Origin of the sequence: Nitrosomonas aestuarii, assembly GCF_003046585.1 — a bacterium.
In the GTDB taxonomy this organism is placed as follows: domain Bacteria; phylum Pseudomonadota; class Gammaproteobacteria; order Burkholderiales; family Nitrosomonadaceae; genus Nitrosomonas; species Nitrosomonas aestuarii.
The window spans coordinates 178,404-191,078 of sequence record NZ_QAAE01000004.1 but is presented as its reverse complement, the minus strand read 5'-3'; the positions used below and the strand labels follow the sequence as shown (position 1 = coordinate 191,078).

Here is a 12,675-nt window from a genome sequence, read left to right as displayed (position 1 = left end):
TGAATTAAATCATTCTGGTGCTTCCGGTTAACAGAGATGCTGTTGAAAAACAGCCGGCGCTGCTGCTGCAGCGTTAAAAACAGGCTCAAAACGTCCATTTTTATGCATAAACCCCGTTTTGCCGCTTGTTATTATTTTACATCGCTCGCCTCAAAAACGCTTTTCAATGGTCTGCCAGAGATGTCTGATCCAAAGAGGCGCGCTGCCGTCAAGTTAAAACAGGATCTTAATGACTATCCAGTCGTCCGAGCGTGCTTTCGATCGCGTTCTTTAATTTATCGGTAGCGCCGTTAACCGCCAGATCCAAGGTTGCCGCTTGATGCGTAACCGCGATGGGTTGCCGGCCTTCCAAACGTGCTTCTATTAAGCAACGTTTGTCGTTCATGCCTCCCTTGTCGCTATTTTCGTCGCTGACGTGCACTTCAATTCGCGTAACATGCCTGCTGAAACGATTCAGTGCGTCCGCGATCTTGGCTTTAACTTGGTCTGAAAATTTCTCGTGACCCTCAATATTATGGTCGGTATTGACTTGAATCTGCATGATTTCCCCCTCTAATTGTAGCCAATTTTGTACTGGCAACGTTCAAAAACTGTTCGGATTACGGTCGGCAACGATGCGGATTGTATCACCGCGAAACATTGTTTATCTTCAGAAATTGAAAAGTGTTGTATTATTTTGTGCTTGGTTCTCATCAAGATAAGTTGACAATCGTAGTCCGATAGCGTTATTAAATTTTTTTGATTCAATGAGTCTAAACGTTTTTTGAAAATCAGACAATTGACAACAGAAACGATAGAGAATCATCAATCGTGAATAACTCGAGGTATACGGCTTACTAGTCATGATCACCTCTGGTTCCTTTGCACCAATCAGCAAGTATGCTCTGTGATATCCGAGTTGCAATGGCATGGCTATTATAGTCTTAGAAATGGCTTGCCCGGAATGTGGAAGCGTTTCATGTGACAGAAGGATTATTGCTTTGAATTTCAGCATCACCAGGGTGCTAGTGGCATACTGTGTTAACGCTCGATCGATTTTTAGTCCGATCGTCATATAGAGCACCATCTTACCGGTATGCAAGTGAGCTTCAATTATTTTTTTGCATGGCGTTTCTGGACAAAAGCATTATCTCTGCTGCTGTTTGATATTTCCGCAAAAGACCTGATTGAATCAGACTGGTTGCACAGCTGTTATTGTAAGCAAAATTATGGGTGTAGACCTCTTGACGCAGGTAGATGCGAGTCCATTGATACATTCAGAGTATAGGAAAAAAATGGTGTTTATTAGAACTAACACTTTGATATATTATAGTAGTGCGTAATTGCCGAATATCTTTTAATAATACGATCGCACCTGTGAGTCACTGTACTGACTTCCGTACATTCATTCGTATTTTGTGTAGAAGAAGCGAAATTGCCTGTAAAAATCCTCCTGTGATATAACAGTACGATAAAGTGTTATGACAAAGCAGAAACTGAATCATAAAAATTATGTGCCGGCCTTGGGATATCATTGGCTGACGCCCTTCTATGATCCGCTCATGCGTTTTGCAGGTCGCGGAAATCTGCTAAAGGATGCACTGATTGTGCAGGCCCGGTTGGAGAAAGGGCAACAGGTACTTGATCTTGGTTGTGGTACCGGGGCGCTGGCAATTCTGATCAAACGTGATTTTCCATCAGTCGGTATTGCCGCGCTTGACTGTGACCGGAAAATGCTGTCGATTGCTGAACGGAAAGCCAGCCAGATTGGTGTTGATATTCAATTTGAACATGCATTTGCTGAAAATTTACCTTATCCGGTTGACAGTTTTGACCGAGTGGTTTCAAGTCTGTTTTTCCATCATCTTTCCTGGGGGCGTAAAAAACAGGTTGCGAATGAACTATTTCGAGTATTGAAACCGGGTGGAGAATTGCACGTTATAGATTGGGGACGTGCCAGTAACAAGTTGATGCGCTGTCTTTTTTTTGTTGTTCAGTTAGTTGATGGCTTCAGTAACACCCAGGATAATGTTTCTGGCAGGTTAATTGAAGTATTTTGTGAGGCGGGATTTTCTCGGGTTTGTCAACATCAGTCGTTAAACACTATTTTCGGAACACTAACGCTTTATACTGCTGTAAAAGCTGCAGGTAAATAAAGTCAGTTATATTAATATCTGTCTTCGGGAAATCAGGCTATGGCTGTTGTAGTGGATTGCCAAATGTTGCAGTGGAATCAGTTTTGTCAGTTGATGCAGGTATCTGTATTTCAGGGAAAATAATGGTGAAGGCAGTCCCTTCTCCGGGTTCGCTGGTGACATTGATATGCAGGTTATTATTTTCAGCTGCAATTTTAACTATGGATAAACCCACGCCGCTGCTCGCTTTATTATGTAATGCAGCGCGTGGTGAGTAAAAATATTCATTAAAAATGTTCGGTAAATCATCACTGTCAATGCCGATACCATGATCGATAATAGTCAGTGTGGCGCTTTTATTTTTTATATCCAGATCGGATGTAATTTCTACAGATCCATTTTTGTGTGAGTAGGCTATAGCATTGGAAATAATATTTTCAAATAGAATCTCCACCTGATCGGGTATGCCCTGAAAAATAAAATTATTAAGAGAAACATTCAGAGTGATTGCTTTGTTATTGATAACCGGCGTCAGTTTGTCTACGCATTTTTGTAGTGAGTGTTGAATGTTTACCGGTTGTATTTCTGCAGTGCATAAACAGGTTTCCTTGAGCCGTTGAAGTTTTAGCAAATCCAAAATCAAACCGGCCATATTGGTAGCACGCAGATCAATTTTCAGCAATGTTTCCTTGAGATCGGAGGGCACTTCTCCGCAGTAGCCGCCTTTGATCAGATTAATTTTGCTGCGTATCGCATCCAACGGAGACTTAAGCTGGTGTGTCATGAGTACAGCATATTGATCTTTTTCCTGCTGTGCCTGATTTATGCGCTTGTAGGCTTCTGCCAACTGAATTTCATGCGCCCGTACAACAAGTGACAATCTTGAGACCAGGTACCAGACGGTAAAAAATAAAATATCCAGTGCGAACATCCAGAAAAACATCAGATTTTTACTGATGCCGTCATGTGTCACCGATGGGTCGATCAATATTGATTGTGGAATCTGCATGGCCAGGGAATATTCAGTCAGCAGTACGATGGTGTACATGATGCTGACGATCACGGCTACCAGGAGGCTTTCCAACGTGGAGAAAAAAATACATGCCAGCGCGATATGCAGAATATAGAAAAACGGTGCGGGTGTTGCTGTACTGCCGACATAATGAACAACTACCGACAAACAAATAAGATCAATTATAATCTGGGACCAGAGGTTAATAGATGGGGTGTTAAATTTTCCGGGTTTGCAATGATCCAGTGCGAAAATATAAAATAAATTGGCAATTCCCAGAACCAGTGTGATAGCGATAGGCCAGTTGTTTTCTTCAATGATACGAAACTGTATCAGCGAGTCAGGCATTAACAACGCCAATATGTGCAACAGAATTAATGCGCTGATAACCCCCCAACGAAAAATGATAAACCAGCGGATATTGCTGATTAATATATCGTCACTCAGTTTAGACGCGCATTCGTTTTTTAACGAAAATGCGATGGGCGTTTGGGTTTTGTCCCAAGTAAATTTTGCGTCCGCCATATCATTGTCTGCTCAATTTATAATTGTTATTATTTGACTGTCTGACCAAGGCGATCTTGAATCACGTCGAGCAGGCTTTCCGGCTCTACGGGTTTCTCCATAATGCTCACCCACTCATTCGACTCCTTGTCAAAGTATGGTCGGATCATGTCGCCCAAGGAAGTTAAAAAAATGGTTTGTATTTGTGGATAACGTTTATGAATTTCTGCGTAGGCCGTCAATCCGGCATCCATTGATTCAACCATTACATCTAGAATGGCGAGATCCGGGAGGTTGACACCTTGTTCCAGCGTATTAATCAATTCCTTCATAGTCAGATAATGATCGACCTGGTAGCCATGTTTTCGCAAGATGCGCCCCACCGCATCACGAATGTCTGCATCGTCATCGACATGCGCGATTCTTTTTGTCATATTAATTCTCCTGCTTTTGTTTTTGATATATACGGCAGATTATTCGAGTAAAACACAAAAAATTACTCCGACTTCTTAACTTTTTGGGTTCAGACTATCATTTTTTTTATGTAATTGCCTATATCTTTATTATTGTGTCGCATGTATTTTAATAACCATTATATAGATAAGTGTATAAAAAAAGTGTGAAGAAAAATCTATTAATGCTAAAAAAATAATGTGATACTGAAATTCTCAAGAAAATCTTGCAGAATGCTGGGTATAAAAATTGCAGTGGACAAATAATAGTATTGGAAATAAGGGTAGCAAATCAGATTTAATCTGATTGTAAGGTTCATAAGGATGATGCGACCAAACAGACAGAAATGAACAATAGCAGGCGCAAGTGATTCGCAATGTTATAAATATACAACATAATATAATGGATGCAACGCTGGTATTGGTTCACAAAAAGCCCGAACTCGGTGTCGGTAAGCAGCGGCTTGCAACGCGATTTGGAACAGAATTGACGTTACAGATTGCTCAAGCGTTATTGGCATGTGCATTTGAAGACGCTGCCGAGTGGCCAGGGCCGGTGGTATTGGCCCCTGCCAGTCAGAATGACGAACGCTGGGCATGGGCGCGTGCTAAGCGATTTTCCTCTCAATGCAAGGTGGTGCCGCAAATCAGCGGAAATCTGGGGCAACGTCTTAATGTACTGGATGATACTTTACGTCACGAAAAAAATAAACGAACGCAACTGATTTATATTGGAAGCGACTCTCCCGGACTGAGACCGGAAGACTATGCGGCTGTAAAAGCGGGGTTGCATGAAAACAACGCTGTGCTGATACCCGCCACTGATGGTGGTGTCGTGTTGATGGCCAATCGAAGCAGATGGCCCGGTTTGTCCAAACTGCCTTGGAGTACAGACCGGCTCGGAATTGCTTTGAGCCAGCTATGTCAGGTAGAGATGGGTTCGGTGAAAAAATTGCAAAAAGGCTATGATGTTGATGAACCGGAAGATTTTTTTCGCTTGATTGACACATTGAAAAACGATGATCGTCCTGCACGTCGCGCCTTGTGCGCGTTTGCAAGCGATGTCGCGTTAATGCTGAAAATCAGTCATAACAATAAACATGCTTAAATTCAGTATTATTATTCCCTGTTACCACGACGAAGAGAAATTGCGTAGTTTATTGGAGCAACTATGCAACATACCGGATAAGGCATGGGAAATTATTGTCGTGGATGGCGCTGACAGTGAATTATGCCAGAGGATTTGCAGTCTGTTTAAGGTGCGCTGGTTGGCAGCTGGTCAAGCCTGCCGTGGGCAACAGTTATTGGCGGGTGCTTCAATAGCGCAAGGCGATGTGCTGTGGTTTTTGCATGCAGATGTCCGATTGTCATCAACTTCATTTGTAGCAATGAGACAGGCAATCCATAATAACGCAATTGGTGGTTTTTTTAGGTTTCGCTTTGATAAACCACGACATTGGCCTGCTTTTGTCCTGGAGCCGGCCATTATGTTACGCTGTTTTTTCGGGGTGCCTTATGGTGATCAGGGACTTTTCATTTTACGTGCGAGCTATCATGAGGTGGGCGGCCATGCGCCGTGGTCTTTGTTTGAAGAGGTGCCGCTGGTGCAAGGTGCTCGGCAAATCGGAAAATTTATAGGATTACGTGAATCCATATTCGTTAACCCACGCCGCTGGCTACAAGATGGCTGGTGGCGGCGTACCTGGCATAATCGTATACTGGCGTTACAGTTTGCATGCGGTGTGACGCCTAAGGCGCTGGCGGCGCGCTATCAGGCCATGAAAGCATCCCCTAAACATTCCCATATCAAGCACTTGTAATATATTTAATTTGAGGAAAATTATGCAAGAGACTGTTCAAAAATATTACGGAGAAACGTTATCAGGCACCCATGATTTGAAAACAAACGCCTGTTGCACCGATACAGGCTTGCCCGAATATGTGAAACCACTGCTGGCAAAAGTGCATGATGAAGTGATGAAGCGATATTACGGTTGCGGTTTGGTTTTGCCTGAGCAATTAGAGGGATTGACGATTCTTGATCTGGGTTGTGGGGCGGGGCGCGATGTTTATGTGCTGTCACAACTGGTCGGTGAAAAGGGGGAAATTATCGGCGTCGATATGACCGAAGAACAGCTTGCTGTTGCGCGCAAGCATGAAAATTTTCATCAGAAAGCATTTGGTTACAAGCGTGATAATGTACGTTTTTTACATGGTTATATTGAGCAGCTAGATGAGTTGGAGCTGGCCGATGCAAGTATCGATATTATCGTATCGAACTGCGTGATTAATCTCGCTATGGATAAAGCAGCCGTTTTGCGTGAAGCTTACCGGGTATTGAAGCCGGGCGGCGAATTGTATTTTTCCGATGTGTACAGTGATCGGCGTATTCCGAACGAGTTGACCAAAGATCCGGTGTTGTACGGCGAGTGTCTAAGCGGCGCATTGTACTGGAACGATTTTGTGCCGCTGGCGCGCACGCAGGGTTTCACTGATCCACGTCTGGTCGAAGATCGCCCGATAATCATTGATAATCCGCAGCTGCAGGCTAAAACCGGTAATATCCGTTTTTATTCGGCAACCTATCGCTTATTCAAACTGCCTGAGCTTGAACGGGCGTGCGAGGATCACGGTCAGTCGGTGGTTTATCGTGGCACGATTGTGCATCATCCACATGCATTTGTGTTGGATAAACATCATTTTATTGAAACCGGAAAACAGTTTGCGGTTTGTGGTAATACCTGGCGTATGCTGCATGATACTCGTTTTGCCGGTCACTTCGATTTTTACGGTAATTTTGAACGACACTACGGTATTTTCCCGGGATGTGGCATGGGCATTCCTTTTGATGATGGTGCGTCAGATGAGCAAAAAAGCAGCGGTTGTTGCTAGTATGAATACCAGCGCTTCAGTACAGCACCAACAATCACAGGAAAAACATCAACGTTCACCTGAGTGGTATGCGACTTCAGAGGGCAGTCCGCGCGGAGTTATTCATACCCATGCGCTGGATGAATTGTGGCTGCATACCGGGACAGCCTGTAATCTTGCGTGTCCATTTTGTCTGGAAGGATCCAAACCCGGTGATACCCGTTTGCAGTTGATGCGCTTTGATGACGCCAAGCCTTATATTGATGAAGCTTTAACACTCGGTGTAAAACAATTTTCATTCACGGGCGGCGAGCCTTTTATTAACAAGGATATCGTGCAGATGCTTGCATATGCACTGCATTACCATCCTTGTTTGGTATTAACTAACGCAACTGATCCGTTGATTAAACGTACCAAGCAACTGGAACCGTTACTGGGCTACCAACAGAAGCTGCATTTTCGCGTCAGTCTGGATCATTTTGACGCTGCGGAACATGACAAAGCGCGCGGAGAAGGTATGTTCTCTCGCGCATTGGAAGGTATGCGTATGCTGTATACCATGGGATTTTCGCTGTCGGTTGCAAATCAGATGATGTCAAATTTATCTGCAGATTATGTGGCAGATCGTTATGCCGAAGTCTTCCGTGAAGCAAGACTGCCAGAAGACTTGCCTCGAGTAGAGTTTCCAGAGTTTTATCCACCTGAAGCAGTTGTCTCGGCGCCACAAATTACCCAAAGCTGTATGGTGGATTTTCAGACCGAATCATCGCGACGGGAATTTATGTGCGCATTCAGCCGCATGGTGGTCAAGCAGCATAATCAATGCCGGGTATATGCCTGTACGCTGGTCGACGACGATGCTGATTATGCTTTGGCTGCCACTTTAACAGAAAGTCTGGAAATACCTGTGAGCATGAAGCATCATCGCTGCTATAGCTGTTTCAAATTTGGCGCTTCATGCAGCGAGCTGTCCGGAAAATAAAAGCATACCGATATTGAATAAACACAGGTGGTTGATAGGACTGCCGATTGTGGCAGTAATGACTCTGGCGGACATACGGGCGATTTTATACCTGACAGTAAAGGATAAAGAAGGACGCACGGGTGTGTCAATGTGCCGGTTAATGTAACGCGTAGACAGGGCGGCATGCGATTTTGGGGAAAAACTATGAGTCACATGGAGCGACTTCTACTTCTAGTTGTAACGTGAATTGATCAAAATGATGATTGTCGCACTTATTTGATCATTTGGAGTTTTACTGCGTTTGTGATACGGGATTTAAAAACTGGGAGATGAGACTTTTTTTGAGCCAATTATCCCAGATAAAAAGCCCGGATTATTTCTCTTGTACAATTGAATATCCATAAAGCAGATTATTTTGCTATGATGGCCGGCATTGTAAAGATATTAGACGATAAAAAACAATGTCTTGCTTGTGATTAAGCAGCTATTGGCCTGTTGTGATCTGAATGCGTTTTGATATAACAACATGAAGAATATCAGCGTTTTTTTCAGACATTCGACTTAATCGGTAAATAATGAATAATTAGCAAAGCTCGAAACAAAGGTGTTCGTGCAAGTCTACCTATCAGGGAAATTACACCGGTTTAAGCTGGATTAATGAGCTTTAGTTTTATATCTGAGAGGGAACAATATGCAGTATATTTGTGATCGTTGATGATTATTGTGAGGCTCCAGCAAATAACGCTATCAATAAGAAATCTGTGCCAATTTATTTTTCGAATTTACATCCTCCCTTTTCGGTTGGTTCTTGTTTTGTGTCATTACATTGTTAGAACGTCTGTAATAATGGTTGAATGCTATGAGTAGGAATAACTATGGATAAATGCATCAAGATATTGATAGTGGAAGATGAACAGATAGTTGCTTTTGATCTCAAGAAACGTTTGATTAGGCTGGGTTACCAAGTAACAGGGACAGCGGCGAGTGGGAACAAGGCGCTGGCGCTAATAGATGAAGAATTGCCGAGTATTGTATTAATGGATATTCATATTCAAGGAAGTATTGATGGTATAGAGGTAGCTACCAGATTGCAGGAAACCTATCATATTCCCGTGATTTACCTGACTGCTTACTCAGAAGAAAATACCCTTAGCAGAGCGAGAGCAACGCAGCCTTATGGGTACTTGTTAAAGCCGTTTTCTGACAGGGAATTGCATGTCATGATCCAGGTCAGCATGGAACGCTACGAAACCGATGCTCAAATAAAAAAGAGTGAGCAGCATTTCCGTCTTGCGCTCGAGGCTGCGCGCTTGGGTACATGGGAAAAAACAAAGCATTCGAATGAAGTATTTCTGGGAAAAAGCCCTAATGGTTATATTGAGTCGATACCTAACTGGAAGGAGTTTTTCGATTTAATCCATAAGCGTGATAAACAGAAAGTCTCTGCTTTTATTGAGAGAATGCATGGCGAACCAAACGTGGCAGAAGAGATAGAATTTTGTGTTTCGCCTGTATCAGGTGAAGACCGTTGGTACAAATTGTATGGTAAATCGTTTGCCGCCAACAAGCTGTATGAGCATCAGATAATCGGTGTTTTGCAGGAAACAACTGAAAATAGGCGTGTCCAGAATAAACTGGAGCAAGCAGCTATCGTTTTTGAATGTGCCGCTGAAGGCATCGTTATTCTCAGGAACAAGATGTTCGATTGTGCTAATAAGGCTTTCTATAAAATGACTCAATTTCACGAGAGTGATCTGAAGAACAGCGAACTGCCTTTCATGAACGATCGTTTTCTAAGTAAAGAAACCTACCATGAGATATGGCAAAGTGTGGAAGAAAATGGTCATTGGCAGGGTGAAATAATGGCATTCAAAGAAAATAAAGCGAAAATGTATGCGTTGTTAAATGTTAGCCGGGTTCCTGTTAAAGAATGTGGAGAGAGTCAATCCGTTGTCATTATCTCGGATATAACAGCAATGCGGGAAACGCAGGAGCAGCTGTTGCGCATTGCCTATTACGATAATCTTACCAACTTGCCTAATCGTATGCTGGTAATGGACCGGCTTAAACAAGAAATTACCAAGGCGAAGCGTGATGCAACACTTGTGGGTGTGTTATTCATAGATCTTGATAACTTTAAAATGGTCAATGATACCCTCGGACATAAAGCGGGAGACACGATGCTGCATCTCATTTCGCAAAGGATGCTCTCAATACTGCGTGAGAGCGATACGCTCGGACGACTCGGCGGAGATGAATTTATTGTTATTGTGGCCAATACCGATACCAGCGATGGTTTTGTAAGGATTGCCAATAAGATTCTTAAATGCCTGTCTGATCCCATTGTGGTGAACAATATGGAGATTGTGCCTTCATGTAGTATCGGTATCAGCGTTTATCCGGATCACTCGGACCATCAGGACGGATTGGTTCAAATGGCAGATACGGCGATGTATAAGGCCAAGGGCAGCGGACGAAACAGTTATGCTTTTTACCATCCATCGTTAACGCAAAATGCGGTCCATCATTTGACAAGAGAACATGAGCTATATCTTGCGTTAGAAAGAAACGAACTCCAGCTTTATTACCAGCCCAAGTTTTCTTCACTCGAGCGCAGATTAACGGGTGTCGAAGCGCTAATACGTTGGCAACATCCTGTTAAAGGACTGTTATCCCCGGTAGAGATTATTCCCATAGCGGAAAGAAGCAGGCTCATTATTACTATCGGAAACTGGGTTTTGACAGAAGCATGCAGACAACTTTTTCAATGGCGTTCTGAAGGGCTTTGTGATCTCGGAGTTGCAGTCAATATTTCGATTCGGCAATTTTCAGATACGCAATTACCTAAATTAATTGCTAAATTGATGCACAGGTATGATTTGCCGTCGCATTTACTTGAACTGGAAATAACGGAATCCTGTTTGCAGAATGAATTGACGAATAACGCAAGTTTACAAGAACTGGAAAAATTAGGTGTATCGATATCCATTGATGATTTTGGTACAGGTTATTCGTGTATGAGCTCATTGAAGAACCTTCCAATCCATAAATTAAAAATTGATCATAGCTTTATCAAGGATATTCCGCTTGATAGAAATGATTGTGCGATTGCGGCAGCTATATTAGCGCTTTCTAAAGAGCTAAATCTAAAGGTTGTGGCGGAAGGAATTGAAAAATCGGAACAGATTGCTTTTCTGGATGATCATGGTTGTGATGAATTACAAGGCTATTTACTTGGAAAGCCAGTACCTGCAGATCAGATACCCGGTTTAATAAAGAAATCAGCATTTCATTAAAATACATTGAAAAGTAATTTTTTTTAATTTTTTATACCTGGATGTGAGGATCAAAAATATGCTGCCGTTTACCCGGATGAATGGTTCTAAAAATTCCGAGGAAATGATGCATCTTGCTGTAGAGGCTTCACCAAACGGGATAGTCATGACTGACCAAAAGGGAAAAATTGTCATGGTGAATGCTGCAACGGAAAGATTCTTTGGTTACTCAAGACAAGAATTAATTGGCCAACCCGTCGAAAAACTGATACCTGCACGGCACCATCAAAAGCACCCCGAATACCGACAGGTTTATCTCCATGAGTCAAAGACCCGTCCAATGGGACATGGCAACGACCTTTACGGTTTGCGTAAAAATGGACAGGAATTTCCGGTTGAAGTGGGTTTGAATCCGGTCAAAACCGAGCATGGTGTTTTTGTACTGGCTGCAATAGTCGATATGACGGAGCGCAGGCATGCTGAGGAAATGATACGCTTGGCTGTGGAAGCTTCTCCCAACGGCATGGTCATGACTAATCAGGATGGCGTTATTGTTATGGTAAATACGACAACGGAAACTTTATTCGGTTATCAGCGTGATGAACTGATAGGCCAGTCTATTGAAATCCTGATACCCGAGTCACATCGTGTACATCACCCGGATTTGAGAAGGAACTATTTAAACCAGCCCAGTGCGCGTGAAATGGGCCATGGAAGAGATCTTTATGGGCTAAGCAAGCAAGGAAAGGAATTTCCGGTTGAAGTCGGCTTGAATCCCATCCAAACCCCGGGGGGTGTTATGGTACTGGCCTCAGTTATCGACATAACAGAACGCAAGTACCGGGAGCAACAACTAAAGGCTGCGCTGCAAGAAAAAGAGCTGTTATTGGCCGAAATACACCACAGAGTAAAAAACAATTTGCAGATAATCGATAGTTTGCTCGGTATGCAATCGAATATATTACTTAACAATTCAGCCACATTTGTTTTGAGAGAAAGTCAAAACAGAGTGAAGTCAATGGCCTTAATACATCAGATTCTCTATGAATCTTCGGATTTTTCCAGTGTAGATTTTTCAACTGTTATTGAATCGCTGGTAAATAATCTATCGTTATCCTACGCACTGGATTCTTCTAAAATAACGGTGGACGTGCAGACTGATCCGGTATTTCTTCCAATTGATACCAGTATCCCGCTGGGTCTGATCATAAATGAACTATGTTCAAATGCGATGAAATATGCATTTGTAGACCAAGCTTCTGGAAATATAAATATCAGGCTAGCGTATTTCGAAACAGACAGGTTGCGGCTGCAAATTACTGATGATGGTGTAGGCATACCAGAAACCTTTGATATTGAAAATGCTTCATCGTTGGGGTTGCAACTTGTTCATTTGTTAAGTGAACAGATTTCAGCTGAACTGAACATTCAACGCAGCAATCCTACGAGTTTTACTCTGCTGATTCCGGTTTGATATAAGCTG

General features: G+C 42.8%; 11 protein-coding genes. 7 read left to right on the top strand and 4 right to left on the bottom strand.

All coding sequences use genetic code 11. The features are described from left to right. Positions 1–226 precede the first annotated feature (226 nt). Positions 227–541: an HPF/RaiA family ribosome-associated protein gene (locus tag C8R11_RS05465; protein WP_090699591.1), complete on the bottom strand. Its 315-nt coding sequence runs from the start codon at positions 539–541 to the stop codon at positions 227–229. Between the two features lie 108 nt (positions 542–649). Then, positions 650–1,054, bottom strand: coding sequence for a hypothetical protein (locus tag C8R11_RS16095; protein ID WP_181258167.1), 405 nt, complete (start codon positions 1,052–1,054; stop codon positions 650–652). Between the two features lie 406 nt (positions 1,055–1,460). Between C8R11_RS16095 and C8R11_RS05455 the strand changes: the two genes are divergently transcribed. Next, positions 1,461–2,135: a class I SAM-dependent methyltransferase gene (locus C8R11_RS05455; protein ID WP_107794807.1), complete on the top strand. Its 675-nt coding sequence runs from the start codon at positions 1,461–1,463 to the stop codon at positions 2,133–2,135. A 37-nt stretch (positions 2,136–2,172) separates the two neighbouring features. Here the strand turns inward: C8R11_RS05455 and C8R11_RS05450 are convergent, their stop codons facing one another. Both C8R11_RS05450 and C8R11_RS05445 read right to left on the bottom strand, forming a co-directional pair. Next, positions 2,173–3,651, bottom strand: coding sequence for a sensor histidine kinase (locus C8R11_RS05450; RefSeq protein ID WP_107794806.1), 1,479 nt, complete (start codon positions 3,649–3,651; stop codon positions 2,173–2,175). Positions 3,652–3,680: 29 nt separating this feature from the next. Continuing rightward, on the bottom strand, positions 3,681–4,064 hold the full coding sequence (locus C8R11_RS05445) for a response regulator (protein ID WP_090699583.1): 384 nt from the start codon (positions 4,062–4,064) through the stop codon (positions 3,681–3,683). A 421-nt stretch (positions 4,065–4,485) separates the two neighbouring features. Here C8R11_RS05445 and C8R11_RS05440 point away from each other — a divergent pair, with 421 nt between their 5' ends. From C8R11_RS05440 to C8R11_RS05415, 6 genes are all read left to right on the top strand, one after another. Continuing rightward, complete coding sequence (locus tag C8R11_RS05440; RefSeq protein ID WP_244907554.1) at positions 4,486–5,190, top strand: TIGR04282 family arsenosugar biosynthesis glycosyltransferase; 705 nt, start codon at positions 4,486–4,488, stop codon at positions 5,188–5,190. Continuing rightward, positions 5,183–5,902: a TIGR04283 family arsenosugar biosynthesis glycosyltransferase gene (locus C8R11_RS05435; protein ID WP_107794805.1), complete on the top strand. Its 720-nt coding sequence runs from the start codon at positions 5,183–5,185 to the stop codon at positions 5,900–5,902. Before C8R11_RS05440 ends, C8R11_RS05435 begins: the two co-directional genes overlap by 8 nt. 22 nt (positions 5,903–5,924) lie before the next feature. Then, entirely contained in the window at positions 5,925–6,974 is a 1,050-nt protein-coding gene (locus tag C8R11_RS05430) for a methyltransferase domain-containing protein (protein WP_107794804.1), read from the top strand. Continuing rightward, positions 6,946–7,935, top strand: a complete 990-nt coding sequence (locus C8R11_RS05425; protein ID WP_244907553.1) for a radical SAM protein — start codon at positions 6,946–6,948, stop codon at positions 7,933–7,935. Before C8R11_RS05430 ends, C8R11_RS05425 begins: the two co-directional genes overlap by 29 nt. A gap of 857 nt (positions 7,936–8,792) precedes the next feature. Then, the gene (locus C8R11_RS05420; protein WP_107794802.1) at positions 8,793–11,213 is read left to right on the top strand and encodes an EAL domain-containing protein; all 2,421 of its coding nucleotides are present in this window, start codon (positions 8,793–8,795) and stop codon (positions 11,211–11,213) included. Positions 11,214–11,271: 58 nt separating this feature from the next. Further along, on the top strand, positions 11,272–12,666 hold the full coding sequence (locus C8R11_RS05415; protein ID WP_244907552.1) for a PAS domain S-box protein: 1,395 nt from the start codon (positions 11,272–11,274) through the stop codon (positions 12,664–12,666). The last annotated feature ends 9 nt before the right edge of the window (positions 12,667–12,675 follow it).